The 24,298-nt window shown below is 63.2% G+C and carries 26 protein-coding genes and 1 pseudogene; 16 read left to right on the forward strand and 11 right to left on the reverse strand.

Translation table 11 applies throughout. The annotated features are described in order from the left end of the window. From VM94_RS29160 to mdcH, 8 genes are all read left to right on the forward strand, one after another. Positions 1-121, forward strand: a 121-nt coding sequence (locus tag VM94_RS29160; protein WP_235432996.1) for a triphosphoribosyl-dephospho-CoA synthase, incomplete at its 5' end; no start/stop codon positions are given. Next, entirely contained in the window at positions 108-416 is a 309-nt protein-coding gene (locus VM94_RS20310) for a malonate decarboxylase subunit delta (RefSeq protein WP_046685081.1), read from the forward strand. The genes VM94_RS29160 and VM94_RS20310, both read left to right, overlap by 14 nt. Continuing rightward, positions 413-1,267 carry a biotin-independent malonate decarboxylase subunit beta gene (locus VM94_RS20315; RefSeq protein ID WP_046685082.1) on the forward strand — a complete coding sequence of 285 codons (855 nt, stop codon included), beginning with the start codon at positions 413-415 and terminating at the stop codon, positions 1,265-1,267. Before VM94_RS20310 ends, VM94_RS20315 begins: the two co-directional genes overlap by 4 nt. Beyond that, positions 1,264-2,076: a biotin-independent malonate decarboxylase subunit gamma gene (gene mdcE / locus VM94_RS20320; protein WP_046685083.1), complete on the forward strand. Its 813-nt coding sequence runs from the start codon at positions 1,264-1,266 to the stop codon at positions 2,074-2,076. Before VM94_RS20315 ends, mdcE begins: the two co-directional genes overlap by 4 nt. Before the next feature lie 55 nt (positions 2,077-2,131). Further along, on the forward strand, positions 2,132-2,545 hold the full coding sequence (gene madL / locus VM94_RS20325) for a malonate transporter subunit MadL (protein ID WP_046685084.1): 414 nt from the start codon (positions 2,132-2,134) through the stop codon (positions 2,543-2,545). Next, complete coding sequence (gene madM / locus VM94_RS20330; RefSeq protein WP_046685085.1) at positions 2,538-3,302, forward strand: malonate transporter subunit MadM; 765 nt, start codon at positions 2,538-2,540, stop codon at positions 3,300-3,302. The genes madL and madM overlap by 8 nt, the downstream gene beginning before the upstream one ends. Next, complete coding sequence (locus tag VM94_RS20335; RefSeq protein ID WP_046685086.1) at positions 3,302-3,910, forward strand: malonate decarboxylase holo-ACP synthase; 609 nt, start codon at positions 3,302-3,304, stop codon at positions 3,908-3,910. The genes madM and VM94_RS20335 overlap by 1 nt, the downstream gene beginning before the upstream one ends. Further along, on the forward strand, positions 3,907-4,845 hold the full coding sequence (mdcH, locus tag VM94_RS20340) for a malonate decarboxylase subunit epsilon (protein WP_046685087.1): 939 nt from the start codon (positions 3,907-3,909) through the stop codon (positions 4,843-4,845). Before VM94_RS20335 ends, mdcH begins: the two co-directional genes overlap by 4 nt. On the opposite strand, the gene VM94_RS20345 is transcribed toward mdcH, so the two are convergent. Together VM94_RS20345 and VM94_RS20350 are read right to left on the reverse strand one after the other, a co-directional pair. Further along, a complete protein-coding gene (locus tag VM94_RS20345) occupies positions 4,842-7,145 on the reverse strand; it encodes a TonB-dependent receptor (RefSeq protein ID WP_235432966.1) in 2,304 nt (767 codons plus the stop codon). The two genes, mdcH and VM94_RS20345, sit on opposite strands and share 4 nt — an antisense overlap. Positions 7,146-7,462: 317 nt before the next feature. Next, on the reverse strand, positions 7,463-8,710 hold the full coding sequence (locus VM94_RS20350) for a PepSY-associated TM helix domain-containing protein (protein WP_046685560.1): 1,248 nt from the start codon (positions 8,708-8,710) through the stop codon (positions 7,463-7,465). Positions 8,711-8,947: 237 nt separating this feature from the next. On the opposite strand from VM94_RS20350, the gene VM94_RS20355 reads away from it, so the two are divergent. The 5 genes from VM94_RS20355 (at position 8,948) to VM94_RS20375 (ending at position 13,060) form a co-directional block, all read left to right on the forward strand. After that, complete coding sequence (locus VM94_RS20355) at positions 8,948-9,778, forward strand: alpha/beta fold hydrolase (protein WP_046685089.1); 831 nt, start codon at positions 8,948-8,950, stop codon at positions 9,776-9,778. A gap of 11 nt (positions 9,779-9,789) precedes the next feature. Continuing rightward, complete coding sequence (locus tag VM94_RS20360) at positions 9,790-11,325, forward strand: hybrid sensor histidine kinase/response regulator (protein ID WP_046685561.1); 1,536 nt, start codon at positions 9,790-9,792, stop codon at positions 11,323-11,325. 25 nt (positions 11,326-11,350) lie between these two features. After that, on the forward strand, positions 11,351-11,896 hold the full coding sequence (locus VM94_RS20365; protein ID WP_046685090.1) for a hypothetical protein: 546 nt from the start codon (positions 11,351-11,353) through the stop codon (positions 11,894-11,896). Further along, a complete protein-coding gene (locus tag VM94_RS20370) occupies positions 11,893-12,297 on the forward strand; it encodes a hypothetical protein (protein ID WP_046685091.1) in 405 nt (134 codons plus the stop codon). Before VM94_RS20365 ends, VM94_RS20370 begins: the two co-directional genes overlap by 4 nt. 64 nt (positions 12,298-12,361) lie before the next feature. Further along, complete coding sequence (locus tag VM94_RS20375; protein ID WP_046685092.1) at positions 12,362-13,060, forward strand: aspartate/glutamate racemase family protein; 699 nt, start codon at positions 12,362-12,364, stop codon at positions 13,058-13,060. 51 nt (positions 13,061-13,111) lie between these two features. Here VM94_RS20375 and VM94_RS20380 read toward each other — a convergent pair whose 3' ends face one another. The 3 genes from VM94_RS20380 to VM94_RS20390 all read right to left on the reverse strand — a co-directional run bounded on the left by VM94_RS20380 (position 13,112) and on the right by VM94_RS20390 (position 16,076). Next, positions 13,112-14,329 carry an MFS transporter gene (locus VM94_RS20380; RefSeq protein ID WP_082127815.1) on the reverse strand — a complete coding sequence of 406 codons (1,218 nt, stop codon included), beginning with the start codon at positions 14,327-14,329 and terminating at the stop codon, positions 13,112-13,114. 294 nt (positions 14,330-14,623) lie between these two features. Then, complete coding sequence (locus tag VM94_RS20385) at positions 14,624-15,040, reverse strand: SRPBCC family protein (RefSeq protein WP_046685094.1); 417 nt, start codon at positions 15,038-15,040, stop codon at positions 14,624-14,626. 19 nt (positions 15,041-15,059) lie between these two features. After that, on the reverse strand, positions 15,060-16,076 hold the full coding sequence (locus VM94_RS20390; RefSeq protein WP_046685095.1) for an aldo/keto reductase: 1,017 nt from the start codon (positions 16,074-16,076) through the stop codon (positions 15,060-15,062). Between the two features lie 102 nt (positions 16,077-16,178). Between VM94_RS20390 and VM94_RS20395 the strand changes: the two genes are divergently transcribed. Then, the gene (locus VM94_RS20395) at positions 16,179-17,102 is read left to right on the forward strand and encodes a LysR family transcriptional regulator (RefSeq protein ID WP_046685096.1); all 924 of its coding nucleotides are present in this window, start codon (positions 16,179-16,181) and stop codon (positions 17,100-17,102) included. A gap of 29 nt (positions 17,103-17,131) precedes the next feature. Next, on the forward strand, positions 17,132-17,596 hold the full coding sequence (locus tag VM94_RS20400) for a DUF421 domain-containing protein (protein ID WP_046685097.1): 465 nt from the start codon (positions 17,132-17,134) through the stop codon (positions 17,594-17,596). Between the two features lie 92 nt (positions 17,597-17,688). Here VM94_RS20400 and VM94_RS20405 read toward each other — a convergent pair whose 3' ends face one another. From VM94_RS20405 to VM94_RS20420, 4 genes are all read right to left on the reverse strand, one after another. Next, complete coding sequence (locus VM94_RS20405) at positions 17,689-19,899, reverse strand: hypothetical protein (RefSeq protein ID WP_046685098.1); 2,211 nt, start codon at positions 19,897-19,899, stop codon at positions 17,689-17,691. 264 nt (positions 19,900-20,163) lie between these two features. Further along, complete coding sequence (locus VM94_RS20410; RefSeq protein WP_046685099.1) at positions 20,164-20,637, reverse strand: DUF6328 family protein; 474 nt, start codon at positions 20,635-20,637, stop codon at positions 20,164-20,166. Between the two features lie 87 nt (positions 20,638-20,724). Beyond that, complete coding sequence (locus VM94_RS20415; protein WP_046685100.1) at positions 20,725-21,432, reverse strand: hypothetical protein; 708 nt, start codon at positions 21,430-21,432, stop codon at positions 20,725-20,727. A 109-nt stretch (positions 21,433-21,541) separates the two neighbouring features. Continuing rightward, on the reverse strand, positions 21,542-21,754 hold the full coding sequence (locus VM94_RS20420; protein ID WP_046685101.1) for a hypothetical protein: 213 nt from the start codon (positions 21,752-21,754) through the stop codon (positions 21,542-21,544). Positions 21,755-22,048: 294 nt separating this feature from the next. Between VM94_RS20420 and VM94_RS20425 the strand changes: the two genes are divergently transcribed. After that, complete coding sequence (locus tag VM94_RS20425; RefSeq protein ID WP_052755849.1) at positions 22,049-22,435, forward strand: YidB family protein; 387 nt, start codon at positions 22,049-22,051, stop codon at positions 22,433-22,435. Between the two features lie 167 nt (positions 22,436-22,602). On the opposite strand, the gene VM94_RS20430 is transcribed toward VM94_RS20425, so the two are convergent. Together VM94_RS20430 and VM94_RS20435 are read right to left on the reverse strand one after the other, a co-directional pair. Further along, positions 22,603-23,628, reverse strand: a complete 1,026-nt coding sequence (locus VM94_RS20430; RefSeq protein WP_046685103.1) for a LacI family DNA-binding transcriptional regulator — start codon at positions 23,626-23,628, stop codon at positions 22,603-22,605. Between the two features lie 238 nt (positions 23,629-23,866). Then, positions 23,867-24,298, reverse strand: a pseudogene (locus VM94_RS20435) (Ig-like group 1 domain-containing protein); the annotation flags it as partial.

Below are 24,298 nucleotides of genomic sequence, written 5' to 3' on the forward strand. Positions count from 1 at the left end.
GCTGGCGCTGGAAGCGGTGGCGCTGGCGCGCGGCGTGTCGCCGGGCGGCGCGGCCGATCTGCTGGCGGCCACCTTGTTCCTCGACCGATTGACGCAAGGAGAAGCGCATGGAAACGCGTGACTATACATTCCCGGCCGGGCAGCCGGCGGCAGGGCGCGCCCTGGCCGGCGTCGTCGGCTCGGGCGACCTGGAAGTACTGCTGCAGCCGGGCAGCGATGGCGTGACCCACATCGTCGTCAACACCTCCGTCGATGGCAAGGGCGCCGTGTGGGATGCGCTGTTGCAGCGCGTATTCGGCGGCGAGCCGCTGCCGGCGGCGCACATCGTCATCAACGATTGCGGCGCCACGCCGGGCGTGGTGCGCATGCGCATCGAGCAAGCCTATGAAGAATTGCAAGCGGGGAGAGCGGCATGAGCACATTGCAGCAATTACTCGAACGTGACAGCTTCATCGAACGGGGCGCTCGCAGCCGGGCCAAGGCCCTGCTGGATGCGGGCAGCATGCGCGAACTGCTCGACCCGTTCTGCTGCATCGCTTCGCCCTGGCTGCCGCAGCAAGGCGTGACGGCCCAGGCGGACGACGGCGTGGTGGTGGCCAAGGGCCTGTTCGGCGGCCAGCCGGCCGTGGTGCTGGCCATCGAGGGCGCCTACCAGGGCGGCAGCATGGGTGAGGTGGGCGGCGCGAAGATCGCTGGCGCGCTGGAACTGGCGGCGCGCGACAACCGCAACGGCATACCGACGTGCGCCGTGATCCTGTTCGAGACGGGCGGCGTGCGCCTGCAGGAAGCCAACCTGGGCCTCGCTGCCATTGCCGATATCCATGCGGCCATCGTTGACCTGCGCCGCTACCAGCCCGTGATCGGGATTACGGCCGGCACGGTGGGCTGCTACGGCGGCATGTCGATCGCGGCGGGCTTGTGCAGTTACTTGATCGTCACGCGCGAGGCACGCCTGGGTCTCAACGGTCCCGCCGTGATCGAGCAGGAGGCGGGCGTGGATGAATTCGACTCGCGCAACAAACCGTTCATCTGGAGCCTGACGGGCGGCGAGCAGCGCTTCCACAGCGGCCTGGTCGACGCCTATGTCGAGGACGACACGGCGCAGATGCGCGCCACCGTCGCCGAATTGTTCGCGCGCGGCGTGCCAGCACAGCACCGCAGCGATCAGGCAGATCTTTTCCTGGCGCGCCTGGCCGATGTCGACGCCGGTCCGCAAGCCACGCCGCAAGCCGTGCGCGCCATCTACAGCAAAGGAACCGCAGCATGAACGCCATCACCGATACGAGCCGGGGCGCCGTTTGGCTGGCGGCCCTGACGCAGCATGCCGCGCCGTTGCCTGATTACCCGCCTGCCGTGCGCGTGGTCGACGCGCCGCTGGCGGGCGAGCCGGCACGCTACCTTGCCGTGCTGCCCGACCCTGACAACCGTTTTACGCGCGCACGCACGGGCGAAGTCGGCCTGGTCGAGGCGTGGCAACTGGCGCGCGCCGTGCGGCAGGTAGTGCTTGAAGACCGCGGGTTGGCCATGAAACGCCCCATCGTCGCCGTCATCGACGTGGCCAGCCAGGCCTACGGCCGGCGCGAAGAAGCGTACGGCATCCACCAGGCGCTGGCCGGTGCGGCGGGCGCTTATGCCGAGGCGCGCCTGGCCGGTCATCCTGTGATCGGTCTGATCGTCGGCAAGGCCATGTCGGGCGCTTTTCTTGCCCACGGCTACCAGGCCAACCGCCTGATCGCGCTCGACGATCCGCAAGTGATGGTACATGCGATGGGCAAGGCGTCGGCCGCGCGCATCACCCTGCGCACGGTGGAAGCGCTCGAAGCGCTGGCCGCCACCATCGCGCCGATGGCCTACGACATCAAGAACTACGCCACCCTGGGCCTGCTGTGGCAAACCTTGCAAGTGGCGCAGCCGGACGCGCCATCGGCGCAGGACACGGCCGCCGTCGACGCCAGCCTGCAGGCGGCCCTTGGCGACATCCGCGCCGACCCGCTGCCGGACCTGTCCAGCCGCCTGGGCGCGCCGCACCGGCAGGCGTCGGCAAAAGTCAGGGAGGTGCTGGGACAGCAGTGGTAGGGGAAACAAACAGAGAAGACACCAAGTCATTCCTATTCCTATAACGGAGACAATCATGATCATTTACGGAACCGCATTGCTGGCCTTATGCCACTTGCTCGGCATCTTCCTGGGCGACCTGCTCGGGCAACTGATGGGCGTCAAGACCAACGTGGGCGGCGTGGGCATCGCCATGCTGCTGCTGATCTGCGCCAGGCTTTACATGCAACGCCGCGGATGGCTGCCGCCAATGACGGAACGGGGCGTCGAATACTGGGGCGCCATGTATATTCCCGTGGTGGTGGCGATGGCTGCGCAGCAGGACGTGGTCGCGGCCCTGCGCGGCGGTCCGGTGGCCGTGCTGGCCGCCATCGGTTCCGTGCTCGTTTGCGGTGCTGTGATTTCCGCCATTAATCGTATGGAAAGCCCGGCTGCCATCGCCGCCGCCGAAGCCGACTCGATGTTGAGCAAGGAGCACCGTCATGCTTGATCTCTTTGAAAAAGCCGCCATCCACAATGGCCTGGTGACGGCATTCGCCTTTGTCGGCCTGATCATGCTGCTGTCGGTGGCGCTGTCGAAGTATCTGACCCTGGGCCGCGTGCACGGCTCGGCCATCGCCATCGTCATCGGCCTGGGCCTCGCTTACTGGGGCGGCGTGCATAGCGGCGGCCACAAGGGACTGGCCGATTTGTCGCTGTTCGGCGGCATCGGCCTGATGGGCGGCGCCATGCTGCGCGATTTTGCCATCGTCGCCACGGCCTTCGAAGTGCAGGCGACGGAGGCGCGCAAGGCTGGCCTGATCGGCGTCGTGGCGCTGATGCTGGGCGTGGTGTTGCCGTTTCTCGTCGGCGCGGGCATCGCGTATGCATTTGGCTATTCGGATGCCGTCAGCATGACCACTATCGGCGCCGGCGCCGTCACGTACATCGTCGGCCCCGTCACGGGCGCGGCCATCGGCGCCAGTTCGGACGTCATGGCCCTGAGCATTGCGGCGGGCCTCATCAAGGCTATCCTGGTGATGGTGGGCACGCCCGCCGCGGCGCGCTTTTTGCGCCTGAAAACGCCGCGTTCCGCGATGGTCTTCGGCGGCCTTGCCGGCACCGTCAGCGGCGTATCGGCCGGCCTTGCCGCCACTGACCGCAAACTGGTGCCGTATGGCGCGCTGGTGGCCACGTTTCACACGGGCCTGGGCTGCTTGCTGGGACCATCGTTGCTGTTCTTTGCCGTCAAGGCGGTGGTGGCCTGATGGACACCTGGCGCGCGCATGATTTGCTGTGGGTTTCCGGCCTGCCGCACGGCGCAGCCTTGCCCGCCTGGCTGGACTCTGCGTGGCTGCAGATCGCGCCGCTCGTGGTGCGGCGCGCCAGCACCGCGCCCGGGTGCATCCCCGTGGGCATGCGGGGGATGCTGCGCAGCGAGCGGCATGCGTGCGAAGTGGATGCCGCCGTAGTCGTGCGCCGCGTCACGCCGGAAATGCTGGCGCATGCGCCAGTACCGGATTTTTCCTGCGCCGCACTCGACGCGCTGCGACAGGTGGCGCCGCTGCTTGACACCATGGGCTGGCCTTGGGGGCCGACGGGAGGCGTGGGTTTCGCGCTGGCCAGCGGCTTGCCTGTGCTGCGCGCCGACAGCGACCTCGATCTTTTGCTGCGCATCGGTGCGCCGCCGGATCCCGCCCATGCCGAGGCTCTGCGCGCCATCGCGGCGTCCGTCACGGCGTGCCGGCTGGACCTGCAGATCGACACGGGCCGTGGCGGCTTTGCGTATGCCGAGTGGGCGGCGGGGCGTGGCCGGGTCTTGCTGAAAACGGATCGTGGCCCCGTGCTGACGGCCACGCCATGGGAGCTGGCATGAGCGTCTTGTTTACCTTTCCGGGCCAGGGTGCCCAGACTCCGGGCATGCTGCATGCGCTGCCGGATGACGCGGCGGTGAGGACGGCCCTGGCCGAAGCGGCGGAAGTACTGGGCCACGATCCCTTGGCGCTGGACACGGCTGACGTGCTGGCGTCGACGCGGGCCGTGCAACTGTGTTTGCTGATCGCCGGCGTGGCCATGGCGCGTTCCCTGGCGGCGCGCGGCGCGCGGCCCGACATGGTGGCCGGCTTTTCCATCGGCGAATATGCGGCGGCCGTCGTTGCCGGCGCGCTCGATTATGCCGACGCCGTGCGCCTGGTGGCGCGGCGCGGAGAACTGATGGAGCAGGCGTATCCCACCGGTTACGGCATGGCGGCCATCATCGGCCTGGACCTGGCGCAGCTCGAACCCCTGCTGGCCCAGGTGTATGGCGCTGCAACGCCCGTGTATATCGCCAACCTGAATGCGCCGCGCCAGATCGCCATAGCCGGCAGCGAGTCCGTCTTGCACGCCGTGATGGCCCTGGCCCTGGCGCATGGCGCCAGCAAGGCCAAGCGCCTGGCCGTCAGCGTGCCGTCGCATTGCCCGTTGATGGCGGCCGCCGCCGGCGACATGGCCGCCGCCTTCGATGGCGTGGTTGTCCGCCGGCCGTCGCTCGTCTACCTGAGCAGCAGCGCGGCGCGCGCACTGTTCGACCCGGCCCGCATCCGCGACAGCCTGGCCGCCAACATGGCGCAGCGCGTGCAGTGGACCGCTACCGCGCGCCTGGCGTGGGAGCGGGGGGCCAGGCTGGCGCTGGAAATGCCGCCCGGCAGCGTCCTGACGCGGCTGACGGCACCCGACTTCACGGATGGCGTGGCCGTCTGCTGCGACGGCAACCGGGGCGACAGCCTGCTGGCGCTGGTGGGCAGGGAGCGGGACGGCGCCGCGTCTTAGAGCCTGGCGCTCAGTCCAATCTGGAAGCCACGGCCCGGCAAGGGCGCGATGTATTTCAGTGGAGAATTGTGCGGCCTGGCGTCCTCATCGAGGAGGTTGGTGCCGCTGATGAATACGTCGATGCCGGCAAACGGCGAATTCGGCACTTGCAGTGCGCGGCTCACCTGGAAGTTCACCATGGTGTAGCCGTCGAGCGGCACTTCCTCGCTGACACTCTTGCCCAGGTACTTCTGCTTGTCGTACCAGGTGCTGGAAAGCCTGGCCTTCCACCCCTTGTTTTCCCACAACACATTTGCGCCATAGCGGCTGGTGGGCATGTTGGGCAGGTAGGCGCCGTCGTTGTGCGCGCGCAGCTTGTCCGGATTGTCCGCCTTGTTCTTGACCAGGTCGGCAAATGCGGAGAGGTTCAGCTTGCCGTAGCCGTCAAGCTGAACGGCCTGGGACACGTCGATCTCGAATCCCTTGACCGTCGTATCGGTCTGCTTCCAATATTTCAATGGCAGGCGATTGGCCGTCTGCAGGCCCGAGTGGCCAAGGTAGAGATAGTTCTCGTACTTCATGACGTAGCCCGTTGCGGACATCTGGAAGCCGCTATTGGCGAACAAGCCTGTAAGCTCGGTATTCCGCGCGCGCTCGGCCTTCAAATCCTGGTTGCCTTCTTCCTGGGTCATGATCGAATAGTGGCGGTTGCTCGCATACAACTCATTGACGTCGGGCGCTCTTTCCGACGAGGCATGGCGCAGCTTGGCACCGAACAGCTGGGCAATCTTGACCGAGGCCCCCAGGCTATAGCTGTTCAGGCTGAATGACCTGTCCTCGAGTTTGGCGTTTTTCGCATTCCTCGACGTCTTGAATCCGCTCTTGTGGATGTCGTGCTCGACTTTTTCATGGCGAAAACCGGCATCGAAGGTGGCCCAATCGACGTCGAGGCTTTCCTTGACGAACAGCGCGCTGCTGGCCGTGCTCGCATCGGGCAGGTAAAGCTGCGGCCCGCTACCGGTGATGTCGCGGGATCGATGGCTCAGGCCAAGCAAGCCGCTCAAGGGGCCCGCGCGCCGGTGTGCCAGCAGGAGCTCGGCCTGATTGGTGTCGAAGCGGTAGTCATTCGCCTTGGCCGCTCCCAGGCGTTCTCCCGACGTATTGTTCAGGCGCGACACGCGCAGCTGCGCGCTTTCCATATACGCGACGGGGTCGCGCAGAGTGGCTTCCAGCGCATATTTATCCTGGCTGATCACGACGCCGACGGGCAACCCCTCGCCATAATTCGCGCCGAAAGACTTGTTTTCCATGGAAAAGCCCGGCACGCCATAGTCGCTATTCTTGGTGTCGAGGCTGACGGCCACGTAGCCGCGATCGAAAAAATAGGTGCTGCCGACGGCAAAGTGGGAATTGCTGGCATGGCTGTTACCCAGGGTGCCGTGGTAATCGGGGGTCACGTCCTTGTTGATCTTGTTCTGCACCGTTTTTGGCGTACCCGGCACGTAAGCGGGGTTGGCCGGATTGACGTAGGTCTTGCGCTGCCAGACGGACGTCGGCTGATTGGTATAAAAGGAAAAATCGCCGTCCGCCCAGTCCGGATTTTCCTTCATGAACTGGTCGATAAACGGTTGCGAAGCCTTGTTATAGACCTGCTGTATCCGCGCTTCTTTCTGGCAACTGTCGGCCAAAAAGCTATTCACGCCGCCCCTCGAAGGGAACAGTTGGCTGTTGCACACGCCGGCCTTGCTGTTGCCGGGAATATCGTAATGCCCGATCTTCTGGAATGACATCTGCAGATTCGTCGAGAAATGTTTGCCATCGTTGAAATTCATGCGCAAGCCTTGCGCGTCGGCATCGTTGAAGCCCTTGCGCAGTACAAATTCAAGGTCTTTCTCCTTGCTCTCCATCTTCCTCGAAACGAGGCCGGAATCGATGTCGACGCTGCCGCCGATCGCATTGCCGCCGAAACGCACGCTATCGGACGATTTGTTGACGGTCACGCTGCGCGCAAACAGGGGATCGAACGGGATGTTGATGTCGCCGCTGAGCGCATTCATGCCGAGGATGGACTGGCCATCCTCGAGAATTTGTACGCGGCTGCCGCTGAGGCTGCGAATCACGGGGGCGCCGGCATTCGGGCCGAAGGCGCTGCTTTGCACGCCAGAGACATGCTCGAGCATGCCGCCCAAAGTCCTGTTCTGCGCTTGCGTATTTTCGACCAGCACGACGCTGTCGATGCTGGAAGGCCTGTCCGCGCGGACTTTGATAGTTTGCAGGGTGACGTCGTCCGCCGCGTAAGCGAGCGGGGCAGTGGACAGCATGGCAGCTGCGAATACGTGATGGCGCATAGGACTCTCTAAACGGCGAATGGGATGCTGGCGCTGGACGCAGGCGCAGCGCGAATGTGCAGATGCAATTTAGTTGCAATAATAGCTGGCGCGTCATTCTATTGCAAGTAAACTGCATTAGTCGCACGGAAAGAGTAGCGCGGACAGCCGGCATGCGCCGGCTACCGTGTAGCAAAGTGAGGAGGTCGGATGGCCGCTATTATTAGTTGCGCGTTGCGCGTTGCGCGTGTGCGGCGCAGGCTGAATGAGTCCGCCTGCGCCCTTGTGGAGCGGTTGCTTCAGGTGGATTGCTATGGCTTTTTCGCCTGCAGCCGGCGTGAACGCCGCTTTCTTTCCCAGATGACGATGCCCGTCACCGACAGCATCGCCACCATGACACCCATGAAGGACATCATGATGCGTCCCGGCAGGCCGAGGATGCGGCCCGAGTGCAGTGGGAATTGCAGTTGCACGAAGACGTCGGCGGCCGTGCCTTCCCACGGTTTGTGCTGGCCGATGATGCTGCCGTCCATGCCGTCGATGTAGAGGTTCGACAAACCCATGCCGGCCGCGCCGAATTCATCGGCGGGATCAAAAAATGAGACGTTATAGAACGAGTAATTGCCGCCGTAATAAATGCCGCCGATGGGCGCCGTGATGCCGCGCTGCACGGCCTGCTTTTTGGCGATGGCCACGGCTTGCTCGAAACCGATCGCGGGCGTGATATACGTGCCGTAGGGTGCCGGCGTCTGCGTTTCGTACGGGCCCGGCGTGGTGGTCGAGACGAGCGACATGACGGGATAGAACACTTCGCGGTACAGGTTCAGCGAGAACGAGGTAAATGCCACGACGATGATGATGACCCACACCCATAGGCCGCCCGCGCGGTGCAAGTCGAAATTGAGCTTGTAGCCGCCGGCCGCCCAGCGCACCACCCAAGACGGTTTCCAGCGCTGCCCCCAGCTGGCGGCGTCGCGGTGGCGCGGCGTTTCATCCTGCGCGCGCGGGCGCAAACGGCGTGGCGTGGTCAGATAAAACGCCACCATGCTGTCGAGCAGCCAGATGAGGGCAACCGTGCCCATCAGCCAGTAGCCCCAGCGGTCCGTGCCCCAGAAGGCGGGCACGTGCAGGCTGTAGTGCAGGTGGCGCAAGAACGGCATCAGGCTGCGGCGCGACAGGGAAATGGCCGTCGAATCGCGCGTGCCCGTGATCTGCGCCGTGACGGGGTCGATGTAGACGGTGTTGTAGTCGAGCACGAACGGCTTGTTCGTGGCCGGGTCGGTGAGCGGGCGCACCATGAAAGCGGCCGCATGGCCTTCTTCCAGGCCCAGGGTCATGTAATTGACTTCCACGCGCGGATCGGCGGCGGCCACTTTTTGCGCCAGCACGAACGGCCGCTGCAGGGGGCCGCGGCCCGGCGTCTCCATGATGTCGGCGTTGAGCCATTCATCCAGTTCGTGGTCCCACGACGTGACGGCGCCCGTCAGGCCCGCAACGATGAGGAAGAGGGCGATGGTGAGACCGGCCCAGCGGTGTATGACAGTCCAGAAAGCGCGCATGCGGTACAAACCTTCAACATGAAACCGGCTTGTTGCCGCCAGCGGACGCCATGGCGGCGCACAGTAAGAACCAGGCATGGGCCTGGTATTTTGATAATGGGAATCGTTCTCATTATCCGCCGTGGCGCAGAGTTTGTCCAGCGACGATGCTGCTGGCCCTGTACAAAAACCGCATGCTAAGATGCTAGCAAGAAGTTAATTTACGTTCCACATGGAAATATTCAAGGTTGAAGCGGTATGCGTATAGAAGATCGGAACAATGTCCGCGTGCACGAACGCAACGATGCGCCGCTGGCGGGCGCGGCAGCCACCATGGTGTTCATGCATGGATTTGGCTGCGACCAGACCATGTGGCGCTACCTGGAACCCCTGTTTCGTCCGCACTACCGCACCGTGCTGTTCGACCTGGTCGGCAGCGGCGCTTCCGACCTGGACGCCTATGATTTCGATCGCTACGCGCGGCTCGACGCGCATGGCGCTGATTTGCGCCAGGTCATCCATGCCGTTGGCGGCGGTCCCGTGATTTGTGTCGGCCATTCCGTCAGCGCCATGAGCGCCTTGCTGGCCACCATCGCCGAGCCGGACCTGTTCGCCGCGCAAGTCATGTTGGCGCCGTCGCCGTGCTATGTCGACGATGCGGCGGCCGGCTACCGGGGCGGCTTCAGCCGTGCCGATATCGACGACTTGCTGGGCGCCATGGACAGCAATTACCTGGGCTGGTCCGCCAGCATGGCGCCTGCCATCATGGGCGCGCCCGGGCAGCCGGGGCTGGGAGACGATCTTGTGAACAGTTTTTGCCGCACGGACCCGGCCATCGCCCGGCATTTTGCGCAAACCACGTTTTTGTCCGACCACCGCGCCGTCTTGCCACACAACAGCACGCCGGCCCTGATCGTGCAATGCAGCGACGACTTCATCGCGCCGCCGTCCGTGGGCGAATACTTGCGCGAGATGCTGCCGCGCAGCAGCCTGCACGTGGTCGAGAACATAGGCCATTGCCCGCACATGAGCGTGCCCGATGCCAGCTACCGCGCCATCCGCCATTTTCTCGACGGCCTGCACCTGTAATGCGCGACACGATGCCTTCCTTGCCTGATACCAATACCTTGTTCCAGCACGCCGCCTGCGGCTTGCTGCTGTGCACGGCCGACGGCACCATCGTGCAGGCGAACGCCACCTTTTGCGGCTGGCTCGGCTATGGCGCCGCAGAATTACTCGGAAAAAAGAAACTGCAAGACTTGCTGACCATCGGCGGGCGCGTATTCCACCAGACGCACTGGCTCCCCTTGATGCAGGTGCAGGGCAGCGTGTCGGAAATCCTGCTCGACATGCGCCAGCGCCAAGGGCAGTCGATCCCCATGCTGTTCAACGCCGTGCGCCGCGTGCACGAGGGCGTGCGTTATGACGAGATCGCCGTCTTTGTTGCCAGCGACCGGCGCAAATACGAGCAGCAGCTGCAACTGGCGCGCAAGGAGGCTGGCGAGCTCAACGAGCAGCTGGCGGCCGCCGACCGGCGCAAGGACGAGTTCCTGGCGACCCTGGCGCACGAGCTGCGCAATCCGCTGGCGCCCATGCGCAATGTGCTGGAAGTGCTGCGCCTGACGCAGCTGGATGATCCGCAGCTGCGCTGGGCCCGCGACGTGCTGGGCCGGCAAGTGGGCCACATGACGCACCTGGTCGACGATTTGATGGAAGTGTCGCGCATCACACGGGGGCGCCTGGAACTGCGCCGCGCCAGCGTGGAACTTGCCCCCGTGGTGGAAGCGGCCCTGCACAGCGTGGCGGAGCTGGCGGCGCAGTCCGGCCACGAGGTGCACGTGGAGCAATGGCCGCAAGCCATCTGGCTCGACGCCGATGCCACGCGCCTGGGGCAGATGGTCGCCAACCTGCTGACCAACGCCGTCAAATACACGCCTGCCAACGGCGTCATCGGCCTGGAAGTGGCGTGCACGGACAACGAAGTGCACATTACCGTGCGCGATTCGGGCATCGGCATCGCGCCCGAGCACCTGGACAAGGTCTTCGACATGTTTTCTCAGCTCGAGCCGGCCCTGTCGCGGGCCCAGGGCGGCCTGGGCATCGGCCTGTCGCTGGTGCGCGGCCTGGCCGAATTGCATGGCGGCAGCATCAGCGCGCACAGCGATGGCGTCGGGATGGGCAGCGCCTTCACCTTGCGCCTGCCGCTGCCCGCCGTGCCGCTGCAAGCGCCGCCCGAGCCCAACCGCCGCTTGCTTGCCGGTACGCGCGAGGGCAAGGTGCTGGTTATCGACGACAGCGCCGACGCGGCCGAAAGCCTGGCGCTGGCGCTCGACATCCTCGGCTATGAAGTGCGCACGGCCTACGACGGCCCGGCCGGCATGGCGGCCGCGCAAGTTTTCATGCCGCAAGTCATCCTGCTCGACATCGGCTTGCCGGACATGAACGGCTACGAGGTGGCGCGACTGTTGCGCAGCCAGGCCTGCGGCCAGCACGCCATCCTCGTGGCCGTCACGGGCTGGGGCCAGGATAAGGACCGCCAGATGGCATCCGATGCGGGATTTGATCTGCACCTGACCAAACCTGTGGATTTTTATGCGCTTGATGCGGTGCTGCAAAAGATGCTGCAGGTGGGGTGAGGAGGGCATCAGAAAAATGAAAGACATGCAACAACTGACAGAACTTGAAATCGCCGTTTTCCAGCTGAGCATGGGTTTTGCCCCGGCGGACCGCTGCGTGGACTGGGCCGTGGAACGCCTGCGCCTGGACCAGGAAGGCGACGACCTCGAGGTCGTGCTGCTGGCCAGCGCCCGCGGCCGCGACGAGGTGCTGCCGCTGGCCGACGTGATCATCGAGCGCTACCGTGGCGCGCAGCGGCTCGATCAGCAATTTCTGGCTGGCAAATACATTGTCGAGTTGCGCTCAGCTTATCTGGCAGGGAGCGAAAGCGTGTTGTCGCTCGACGCCATCTTGACCCGCTTGTACCCGGCGCTCGATTATCCCGACTGGCTGGTCATGCTAAGCCGCAATTGTGAATACGCGACGGACGTGGCCGATTTCGAGCAGCCGTTCGAAGATGAATTTCACTATGTCGCCAGCTTGTGGGCGCAAGCGGAGAGCCTGGCCGCGTTTGAGAGCGCATACAGCCGCGAGACGTCGAACCGGCATGATGCGACCGGCGCCGCAGGCGGGCCTCTGACCGTCCCATGAAAAAAATCGATATTTTTGTCTGTTCCGATACAGAAATACGCTCATGTGCCAGCTGGCAGGATGCCTTCGACTCCTTTCCTGTCACCGGCATCACCTTGCCTGGGGAGCTGGATTTTGCGTCGCTGGGGCAATTGTTGACGCACTCGACGGCGTCTGTCCTTAGGCCCGTGCCTATTCTGGGGGGCGATCTGTACGTGTTCAGTACTGCAATAGGGCAGGCGCTCGACCGGATAGCGGCCGACGACCTGGCCGATATCGCGGTGGCGTGGGCGCAAACCGCGCCATGGGCTGGGCTGGAAGTCAATCCCGTCGATCTGGCAGGATTCCTGATGGAGTTGAAAGCGAACTGGCATCGATCCGCCACGCCGGATAAGGCCTTGTTTCTGTGGCTGGACGCTTGATGGCAAGTGCATGGCCGGGCTTGGTCACCGTATAATTTGCGCAAATCATTTCGCCGGGAATAACGTGCAACACAAAACCATAGGGCTCATCGGCGGCATCGGCTGGGCCTCCACCCTGGAATACTACCGCCTGCTCAATGAAATGCTGGTGGCGCGCATCGGCCCCGCGCATAGCGCGCGCATCATGCTGGTCAGCCTGGACCAGGCCGATTTCGTTGCGCACGCGGCGCAAGCCGATTCGCACGCCATCGAGCACTTCCTGGTCAAGGAAGGGCGGCGCCTGCAAGGCATGGGCACGGATTTCTTCCTGTTATGCGCGAATGGCGCACACCGTTTCGCGCCGGCCATTGTGCCGGGGATCGGCTTGCCTTTCATCAGCATCGTCGAGGAGACGGCGAAGCGGGTGCAGCAGTCGGGCTTGCGCAAGGTCGGCTTGCTGGGCGTCAAGCAGACCATGGCGGGCCGCTTTTATCACGACGCGCTGGAGCAGTTGGGTATCGCCACGGTGACGCCCGATGCGACCGACCAGGAAGTCGTCCACGACATTATCTACAAGGAGTTGGTACAGAATATTGTTACCGATTCCAGCCGGAATATCTTTCTGGATATCATCGAGAAACTGCGGCTGCAAGGCGTGCAGGGCGTGATTCTGGGCTGCACGGAGATTCCCTTGCTGGTCAAGCCCGCCGATGTCGACTTGCCGCTATTTAATACCACGGCGATTCACTGCGAGGCAGCGGTGGCGTTTGCCATCGAGCACTAGACGAGCGGGCAGTGAACGGCCACCTGAACAGGCCGCCGCTCACTGAACGGATTAGGCCGGCTGCGCGCCGCCCACATTGCGGCTGCGGTTTTCCACCAGCACGGAAATGCCGAGCACGACGATGCCGCCGCAGGCCAGCATGGCGCCGACCCAGCCTGTCGAGCGCAGGCCCATGCCCATGGCGATGGCGATGCCGCCGGCCCAGGCGCCCAGGGCGTTGGCGATGTTGAAGGCGGAATGGTTGAGGGCGGCGGCCACGGTTTGTGCGTCGCCGGCCACGTCCATCAGCCGCGTCTGCACGGCCGGGGCGACGGCGATGCCGGCGCCGATGGCGAACAGGTTGATCGCCGTCAGCCACACATTGCTGCTGGTATAGGTAAAGGCGGCCAGGGCGGCCACGTTCCACAGCAGCACGCCGAAGATGGTCCACAGGCGCGAACGGTCGGCCAGCCAGCCGCCGATCAGATTACCCACGGTCATGCCGACGCCGATGATGGCCAGCAAGATGGAAATGACGAGGGGGGACACTTTCGTGATTTCCAGCAAGGTTGGCGTAATAAACGTGTAGACGGCGAACATGCCACCGAAGCCGATCGCCACCATCAGCAGGGTCAGCCACACTTGCAGACGGCGGAACACGCCCAGTTCGCGGCGCGGGCTCGAGTCGCCGGCGGCCACCATCGGCACGAAGATGCGCACCATCAGCATGGTCAGCAAGCCCAGCGCGGCGACGAGCAAGAAGGCCGAGCGCCAGCCCAGAGTCTGGCCGATATACGTGGCCAGCGGCACGCCGAAGATATTCGCCACGGTCAAGCCCATCAGGACACGGGCCACGGCCTGGCCCCGCTTGTCCGGTTCGGCCAGAGCGGCCGCCACCAGTGCCGCCACGCCGAAATAGGCGCCGTGCGGGATGCCGGCGACAAAACGCGCCACGACCAGCAAACCATAGTTGGGGGCGATGGCGCTGAGCAAGTTGCCGCCAGCGAACATCAGCATCAGACAGATCAGCATCAGCCGGCGCGGCATGCGGGCCAGGAAGATCGTGATCAGAGGAGCGCCGATGACCACGCCCAGCGCATAGGCGCTGATCATGTGGCTCATCTGCGGCAAGGTCGTGCCCAGGTCGTCGGCCACCACGGGCAGGATGCTCATGGAGGCAAATTCGCCCGTACCGATGGCGAGGCCGCCGATGGCCAGGGCCAGGTCGGCATAACCAGCGCCAAAAGGCGCGGTGACGCGCGGAATCAATGGGTCTACGGAGGCGTGCATGTTCTTGTTAGTTGGGTAAAGAATGACAGGGTGGAGAGGCGCGCTGTGGCCCGGCCGGAAGTGGCAATGCGCCACCGGAGTCGACGGCCGGCCGGTATTTTCGGGCTACAGGAACTGCCCAAAGACAACATTGTAAAAGATTCGGGCAAGCTCTGCTGGGCGATGGCTGAAATCTGCTGCACTGCACACAACCGCGATTGCTCTTGTTGTTAACGATAACACGGAATCTGCGCGATTCCGCCACAGGGCAGGCGAAGAAACGCTGGCTGTGGCGGAAATGGTCTTTGTGGTGTGTTACTTCGATAATGATTGCTGCAGCGCTTCCAGGCCCGCCACGTAGATGCCGTGGAACAGGTCCGTCACTTCCTGCTCGCCCACGCCGACCGGCGTGAAGCGGCCCGACCAGGTGACCCGCGCGCCATCGCTGCCGGGAATCGCGCTCACTTGCAGGGTGGACAAATAATCCGTGACGGGAAACGGCGCCTGCAGAATGGAATAGCTGTAGCTGCGCGCTGCATTGTCGTACGCCTCCAGCTGCTCGACGATGACGTCGCCGGCCGGATTGGCCAGATGGCGGATGCGGCCTCCGTCGCTTAATGTGCTGCTGGGAATGTAGGGCAGCCAGTCGGGCAGCGAGTTGAAGCCGCCGATCAGTTGCCACACTTGCGCCGGCGTGGCGGCGATGTCGATCGAGGTGGTGGTATGGGCCATGATGGTCTTCCTTTATATATTAGTTGCTGCCAGTTGGCAGCGGCGCGAATGCCGACACCAGTTGCTCGGCGCGCATGTCTTGCCAGAAGGCGGCGGGGATGATGCTGTTCAATGCTTGCAGGTCTTCGGCCAGGCGTTCCGGACGGCTGGCGCCGGGGATCACGGCAGCCACGGCCGGGTTGGCCAGCGAGAATTGCAGGGCGGCCGCCTTCACGCTGACGCCGTGGCGCGCGGCAATCGCCTTGATGCGTTCCACTTTCGCGATGATCTCGGGCGAGGCTTTCTGGTATTCGAAATGCGCGCCGCCGGCCAGGATGCCCGAGCTGTAGGGGCCGCCGACGACGATGTCGACGTTTTGCTTGGCCGCGGCAGGCATCAATCGCTGCAGCGCCCGTTCATGGTCGAGCAGAGTGTAGCGGCCGGCCAGCAGGAAGGCGTCGGGCTGGGCTTCGGCCAGGTCCAGGGTCAGTTCCAGCGGCTCCACCTTGTTCACGCCCACGCCCCAGGCCTTGATGACGCCTTCTTCACGCAAGCGGGTCAGCACACGGAAGGCGCCCGTGCGGGCAGTTTCAAATTGCGTCAACCAGTTGTCGCCGTGAAAATCCTGGGCGATGTCGTGTACCCAGACGATGTCGAGGTGGTCCGTATCCAGGCGTTTCAAACTGTCTTCGATCGAGCGCAGGGTGGCGTCGGCCGAGTAGTCATCGACGATTTTGTTCTTGCGGCCAAATTCGAACAAGCCGCCTTTTTCGCCCAGTTCGCGGCTTGCCGGGTCTTCCAGTTCATCGAGGATGAGGCGACCGACCTTGGTGCTCAGTACGTATTCGTCGCGGCGGCGCTGCTTCAGGGCGGCGCCCAGACGCAGCTCGGCCAGGCCGGCGCCGTAGAACGGGGCCGTATCGAAGTAGCGGATGCCCGATTTCCAGGCCGCGTCGACGGTCGCCAGCGCTTCTTGCTCGGGAATGTTGCGGAACATATTACCCAGCGGCGCCGTGCCGAAACCCAGTTTGCCTGTCAGTAAGTGTTTGATACTCATGATGTTTTCCTTCAATGTGTGGATCAGTGAAGACAGAATAGCTGGACAAGTTAAGCCTGTCCAAGACATAATTGGCGTAACTTGAGTCCTGAAAGGTCTAATATGCTGGACATCCGCCAATTGCAATACTTCATCGCCGTGGCCGAGGAAGAACACGTGGGGCGCGCCGCCGAGCGCCTGCATATTTCCCAGTCGCCGCTGAGCCGGCAAATCGCCCAGCTGGAAGACAGGCTGGGTCTGACATTGTTCGAGCGCAGCGCGCAGCGCATCCGCCTCACGCGCGACGGCCATACTTTTCTCGCCGAAGCGCGCGCTTTTATCACACACGGGAATCGCCTGGAAGCCCTGGCGAAACGCCTGGGACGGGGCGACGAGGGCGGCCTGTGCATCGGCTATATCGAGAACGCCATGCATGCGGGCGTCCTGCCCGATGGCTTGCGTGCTTTGCGCGCCACGCGCCCGCAGGTGCACATCGCCCTGTACAACCTGCATTCGGCCGAGCAAATCGAGGGCTTGCGCCAGCGCAGCCTCGATATCGCGCTGCTGTGCGAACCGCCGCTGCCGAACGACCCGGACCTCGATTGCGCGCAAGTGCTGAGCGACCCCATGCTGCTGGCCTTGCCGGAGACGCATCCGCTGGCGCACAAGGCCGAACTGACGCCGGAGGACCTGGCGGGCCAGGAGTGGATTGCCGTGCTGCACAAGGAAAGCGTGCTGAAACACGATAACTTCATCGCCGCCTGCGCGCGCGCCGGTTTTACGCCCGATATCCGCATGGAAGCGACGGAACCGCTGACGGCGCTGGGTTTGGTGGCGGCCGGGCTGGGCATGGCCATGATCCAGCACAGCTTGCGCCAGCACGCGCCGGCCGGCGTGATCGTGCGCGCACTGCCGTGGTTCAGCTATCGCACGCCCTTGTGGCTGGCCTGGCACAAGGTCAACCTGCGTCCGCTGGTGGGGATTTTCCGTGAAACCTTGCTGGAGCAGACCAGCGGTGTGGCCATGCCGGAGCAAAAAGACGTATAAATAAGGCAATCATCTGTGGGGAGATTGCCATGTTCGATCTGGATGTGCCGGTGTGGGAACTGGTGGCGCGCGCCGTCATCGTCTACCTTGCCTTGCTGCTGATGGTGCGCATGACGGGCAAGCGGACGGTGGGGCAATTCACGCCGTTCGATTTGCTCGTCGTCATGCTGCTGAGCGAAGCCGTATCGAATTCCTTGTCCGGAGGCGACGATTCCGTTCCTGCCGGCCTGGTACTGGCATTGACCCTGATCTGCCTCAACATGCTGATCGCATGGCTGAGTTCGCGCAGCCGCAAGTTCGCCGAGCTGGTCGACGGTACGCCCGTGCTGCTGGGGCGCGACGGGCAGATTTTTGAGGATGTCGTCAAGAAATGCCGGGTGGCCGGCGGCGATGTGGAACAGGCGCTGCGCGAGGCCGATTGTCCGTTGGCGGACATGAAATGCGCGTTCCTGGAAGCGGACGGCAAGATCACCATTTTGCAAAAGGCGGGCTAGCGGCTTGCCCACGCTGCGTTTCCTTCCACCGTGCGTCGCTTGCTGTCTGTGTGATTCCTGCCGCCACGGCGGGCCAAGGCGGCAGGGCAGGCTTACAGCGTGGTCTGTCGGGCAGTTCGCAGCGGAGGCGGGGCCATGACAGGCGTCTTGGTCAGCTGTGCTTTCAAACTTGCAAATAGCGACCAGCAGGGGATGGCCATCTTCTGGACCTGTTGCGCCTGCGGGCCGCCGGGCAGCTTGCTCCACGGCCCCACGTTGAGGCTGCCATCCTTGATATTGATGCTGTAGAGGGCTGTGTACAGGGCTGGCGTATCGGTCGCGATGTAGGCGACTTCTCCGCCACGTTGTGCAGGTGTAACGGTGCGTGTCGTGATGCTGGCGAACAGGGTGCCATCCTTGCACGGCGACAGCGACTGGATGCCGATCAGCGGCGGGTAGGGAATCCTCGTCTGGGTGTATCTGTCCCACCACGTTTTGCCCGGATGGGTATGCGTGTCGCCGATGAGCGCTTCGGGGATATGGCTGATCCATCTGGGCGATTTGATGATGCCGCGTATACAGCTGATGACCGAGGCGTGCGTGGCGCACGCCAGGCCCATCGGCCCGAAAACCCAGACGTAGTAGGGATCGACATCGATACCGGTATAGCTGCCCCACGGCGCTGGCACGTAGCAGCGGGTATTTGACTGGTCGACGTAAAGCTCGCCGGAAGCGGCAAGGGCGCCGTACATGATGGAGTTGTAATGGTCCGTCCCTTGCAGGAGGGCAGGCAGCATGGCGGCCCCGTCCGGGTCATCCGGCAATGTCGCGGTCGGATGGGTGATGGCGCGGACGTTGACGACGCCGGCCTTGGTCGCCGGTTGCCAATTTCCGGCCTTCAACTCTCCGCTGTCATTCAATTGATGCAGCTTGATGGAACCTTGCCTGCCTTCATTGCGTGCCGTGTAGACGAACGATGCGTGGCTGTCGTCGGGGGACGGCAGCGCCCAGACGTCATGGAATTTATCACCGGATACTTCTTTCATGCCCGACACTTCAATCGTGGTCGGATCCATCCAGCCGTGTTCCATGTCGCCGTTATCGGACGCGCTCCAGTGCTGGCAGAAGAAAAGGTGATAGCGCGGCTTCAGCGAGCCCGCCTCCGTCTTTGGCATCGTCATGGCGAAGCGGCGGCCACGATTGCCGTAGCCGATCTGAAAAGGCTTCCATTCGCCGGTCCGCGTGACGGTGCTTCCCGTCGCGGCGTAGAGGTTCTTGCTCATGTTGGTGCCCAGGTGAACGAACAGGCCCCGGTCGCGGGCGACCGGTTCGATCGCCTTCAGGCATTCCAGCATCTGGGTATTGCCGTCGTTCCACAGCTTGGGCAGCGCCTCCATGTCCGCTTCGAGCCGTATCAAACGGTCGTAGATCGCGTCATACTCGTGCGGCGTGTTCTTGTAGTCCGGATTTCGAATCGAGGCCTGCTCTAGCTGCCGCCCCACCATTTCATGGTCGACGAGGGACTCCAGCAGTACATGGGCGAGCAGCGCATCGGCGTAGGTGCGGCAGAAAACGCCGAGGATTTCCGGCCATTTCTCCAGGTCCTGGGTTTTTTCGTCCTTCAGCCATTCGGCGGTCATCCATTTGTCGTATAAAACGGAAATAATGGTAAACGCATTATTTATTGAAATAATGCAACTATCGAGACATTTGTGCACCTTCACCCGATTCTCCACCGTGTTCAAGGGCGTCGGCAGAATTTCGGACAGATCCAGTTTGATGCGGCCTATGGTCGCCATGTATTGATCAACCGCACTGCCATTGGCCTTGACCTCACGCAGTTTTTCATCCGCGTTCAACCCTTTCATCGCCTCAATGATCTGATCCTTGAGAGAAGGTTGCTTTGGCCCGAAATAGGTGAGCAGTTGACCGACAATGCTGAACAGGGCGCCGAATATCGCGCCGTACGGACCGGCGCCGGCTGACAGGCTGCCGATCAGCTGCATGCCGGCGGCGCAGATATCCATGATGGCGGCGCTGCCGTTGACATAGTCGCCCGACTTGAAGGCGCTGGCCGCGGACAGCACGCCCTTGACCATATTGGGCAAGTTCTTGTTGATGGCGTCCGTGACGTCCTTTGCATATTTCTTGGCATCCGCGCTGGCGTTCTTGTCGGCCAGGATGCGTTTTGCCCCTTCATACTCCGCCTGCATTTTCCGTGTCGCCGCCTCGAATGCCCTTGCTTGCGCGGGGTCCATGCTCGATTGCGCGTGCAAGGCCATCAATTCAATCTGTTTCTTGAGGAGGTCGAGATCGGGATCCAAGTTGTCATCCTTTCAATGAGGCATCGATACTGCTTGTATAAAGGCAAAATATTGCATTCATACTAATCTTGGCGTCGAGGTGCGCAAGCTGTATTTGCATGACGGCAGCCATGCTGATGGCCAGGATGGGCGAATCGCTCTGATGTCATTCGGAGACGGCAGGCGCAGGAATTTCTGATCCCATGGAAAATATTGACACGCAGAATATGAAAGCGACTATGCCTACGATAGTTGCCGGGCGCGGACGGGCGCTGCCAGCTTCGCTCAGATATTCTTGCTGCTTTTCAGGTGCAGGGGCAGCCACCACCACATGCAAATGATGAGTGACCCCATCAGCACGCCGGCGATGATGCCGGCGATGTGGCCGAACACTTCCGACATCACGAGGTTGGTACCTAAAATAAACGCCAGCGCCAGGGAAAAAGCGCCGCACATCATGATGCGGTCGGCCACGCGCTTGAAGCGTTCACGGTCTTGCAGCGGGCGCATCACGCGGTGCTGGATGGCTGGCGCGCTGAGCAGTACCAGGCTCGTCATGGACAGGAAAAACGTCAGCAGGAAAACGACTTTTTCCGCCTGCACGATCTTTGCGAAGCCGCCGTTGAAGGGCAGGATGATGAGAAAGGCCGTCAGCATCTGCGCGCCCGGCAAGAGGATGCGCAATTCGCTGAGCAGGTCGGACAAGTCGCCTTCGTCGCCTGGCTGGCCATCTTCATCCTGGTGTGGCGTTTGTGGCATGGGGCCGTCCTCGTGGTGGTGATGGCGCCAGTCTACGCACAAGCGACCAGGCTGACTGTGGGCGGGCGCACCTTCAGACGCATTGCGTCAGAACCATTGCGCGTAGCGTTGGCGCAGCCGCCACAAGGGCGTCGAGACGATGGCCGTGGCGCTGTGCGAGGCGTCGTGGCCGCAATGGCCGCAGCTGTGGCGCCGGTGCGGCGCCAGTGCGAAGCTGCCCAGGTCCAGGTGCGGGTGGCCGCAGCGGGCGCAGTCGCTGCAGTCCAGCGACGTGCCCGCCTGCAAGGCGGCGGTGAAGGCTTGCGCGGCGGGCGGCGTGATGTTCAGCTGTACGACATCGGGCGGGAACAGGCCGGGCAGGGCGCGGCAATCGATTGCCAGCGCGGCCGCATCGCGTGCCAGCAGGGCGCCGCCGTCATCGGCCCTGGCGCGCAGTTGCAGCAGGCCATCGGGGGCCAGGGACAATGTCGTGGCGTGAAACTGGCTGGGGTCGAACAGCGCCGGATACAGCACGTAGCCCATGGGGCTGGCGTGCTGGCGGCAACGCATCTGCCGCGTTGCCTGCCAGTCGGCCACGTCGGCCTGCGTGCCCCAGTAGCATTGGTGCGTGCGGCACCAGTGGCGCGCCGCGCCATTGCGGAACTTTCCGGCTGGCAGCAGATCGCACACGATGATGGCGTCTTCGCCCGCGCCGGCGCGAAAGTGGCCCGTGATGTGCTGGGTGGTGACGGCAAGGTGGCCCGTGCTCGCTTGCAGGGGCCAGCAGATGCCGGGCAGGCTCAGCGGCGTAGCCAATGAGGCCTCTGCAAGGCTATCGGCTTGCCAGCCGATAGTGGCCCGGAATGAAAAAACCCGCCGTCTCGGGCGGGCTGTGCTGACGGGAATGCCTGCGGCATGGCCCGGTTTATTCTTCCGTATCGGCCAGGGTGACGATGGCGCGCGCCCACTTCGAGTATTTCAGGTTCGCCAGATCGCGCACGGTCTTGACATTGAACGCCTGCTTGAGCAGCTCAGCATCCTTCTCGCTCACGCCTTGCAGCGCATCGACGGGTGCATCAGCGATTTCCTTGAACGTCTTTTTTTCGTAAGCCTTGTCTACCGCTTTATTGATGTTCATGTGTTGATACTCCTCAGTAAGTGGGAAAATTAATTCTACACGTTTTTGCAAACTGTCAATTTACGCTTGCAAGTTGGGCCGAACTAAATATGATGGAGGTGGATGCCTCGACAGTGAGGCGATCTGTGCGTTCGCCTCGGGATTGTAATTATGGCATTGTTATTATTCATAGTATAATGATTTCCATGGCGCAGAATGGTCTGCGTTCATGCCGGACGCCGCAGTCATGCGGCACCAATCGATAGCGTTCAGGAGAATACGATGAGTTTGCTAGATCAACTTGCAGGACAGGCGATGAGCGCTTTGGGCAACAAAAGTGCTGACGGGGAAGCCCCATCGGGATTGATGGCCAGTGTGATGGACCTGGTCAACCAGCATGGCGGCTTGCCCGGCCTGCTGCAGAAATTCCAGGAAAGCGGCCTGGGCGACCAGGTGGCCAGCTGGATCGGCACGGGCGCCAATGCGCCCGTCTCCGGCGAACAGATCAAGGATGCGCTCGGCAGCGACACGATCAGTCAGATCGCGGAAAAAGCGGGCGTCGCACCGGACGCGGCCTCGGGCGGCCTGGCCGCCTTGCTGCCCCAGCTGATCGACAAGCTGACGCCGAACGGTCAAGTGCCGGAAGGCAATGACCTCGTCAGCCAGGGTTTGAATATGCTCAAGGGCAAGATTTTCGGTTGATTCCCTGGCCTTGAAATGAAAAACCTCGCAGCAATGCGAGGTTTTTTTATGTGCAAGGTTTTTGGCAGAGAAGCGCGAGCGTCTGAAAAACGCCTGTGGCTAGGCGCGGCCCCGAAGACAGTACGAATAGTACGGCGAGGGGCAGGCAACAACGCCACGGGCGTTTTTCAGGCGGCGGCCATCATGCCGAAATATGGCTGCTCGACAGTCAGCCTGGCCGTACTCCCCTCGACCAGATACGAGCAATAGCGGCGCCGCTCGGCGATGCCGCCGCGTCGCTCCATCAGTTCGCCCAGCATGGCGACGGCATCGGTGGCCATCTTTTGCACGGGCTGGCGCAGGGTGGTGATGTCGTAGCTGAGCCAGCCCGATGCTTCCAGCGCGTCGAACCCGGCCACCGACATTTGCAGCGGCACCTCGATGCCCATCTGGTGGCGCGCCGTGTCGAGGCAGCCGATGGCCATGATGTCGTTGCCGCAGATGACGGCGTCGGGCACGCGGCCCAGGCGGTCGATGACCTTGCGCAAGCCGCGTCCGCCGCTGGCGTAATCGTAGTTGCCGCTGACGACGATGGGCGCGGGCAAGCCCAGGGTCAGCAGACGGTCCAGCATGCCGGCCTTGCGTTCCTGCGCGACGGCCGAATCGCCGGGGCCGTCGATGATGGCGAACTGGCGGTGGCCCGCTTCGGCCAGGCGCGAGACGAGCAGGCGCGCCGCTTCGCCCTGGTCGCACAGCACGGCGTGCACGGCGTGTTCGCGCGGGCTGCGGTTGAACAGCACCAGCGGCACGTCGCGCCGGCCGAATTCAGCCATCTGCTCGTCCGACAGGCAGGCGGCCACGATGGCGCCATCGACCTGGTATTGCCACACGTCGCACAAGACCTTGCCGATGTCCGCTTCGCGCTCCAGAGTAAACAATAAGAGACGCTTGCCCTGGCGGGCGATTTGCTGGCTCAGGTCGGACAATACTTGCGGATAGTACAGATTGGCCAGGTTGGAAATGATGACGGCCACCAGATTCGAGCGGCGCGTGATCAGGCTGCGCGCGGCCGCATTGGGAATGTAGTCGAGGCTGATGGCCGCCTGCATGACCTTGGCGTGGGTGGATTGCGAGATGCTGGCGCCCGGCTTGAAGCAGCGCGAGACGGCCGATTGCGACACGCCGGCCAGCAAGGCCACGTCATACGAGGTCACGCGCCGTCCGTCGCCGGATACGGGGCGGGTGGCGGTGCTGGGTGTCCGGGCTACAGTATTCTTTTTTCGCATATTGGTCTGGCAAGCAACCTGTCTCAAAGTATTCCTGCAGGCCCGGCCGCTTGTGGCGGCCTGGGCGGGAAAAATGAGCATAGCGAAAATATTTCCATGTGGCAAGACTGTTTTCTTATCCATGTTGCAAATAATTTGATCTAATGGCAAGTGGTATGCCTGCTCCTCAATCGGGACTGTCGCAGGGGCCGCTGCCATAGGGGCTGATGCGTCCCGGCGGGTCCACGCGGCGGGCGCTGAAGTCGCTGGCCAGGGTGGATAAGGGCAAGTCCGCCGCGGCGCTCGCTTCCGTGCCGCTGACCGTGCCCCGCACGGTCAAAGCGACATGCACCCAGGAACCATAGTTGCGCGGATAGCTGACGGTGACGGTAGCAATGCCCAGCGCGTCGCTCAGGCCGCTGGCGCTGACGGTCAGGGGGATGCCCGGGTCGAGCACGCCATTGCCGTTGCGGTCGTAGGCAGTGTCAAAAATGCCATTACGCAGCACGTCCTCGTTGGCGCAGAGGTAATTGGGCAGGGCCAGGCGCCAGACGCCCGTGTCGGGGAACTCGGGCTTGTCCGCCTGCCACACGTAAGATCCCTTGGCATAGCGGCTGGG

Source organism: Janthinobacterium sp. KBS0711, assembly GCF_000988085.1.
GTDB lineage: Bacteria > Pseudomonadota > Gammaproteobacteria > Burkholderiales > Burkholderiaceae_D > Janthinobacterium > Janthinobacterium lividum_E.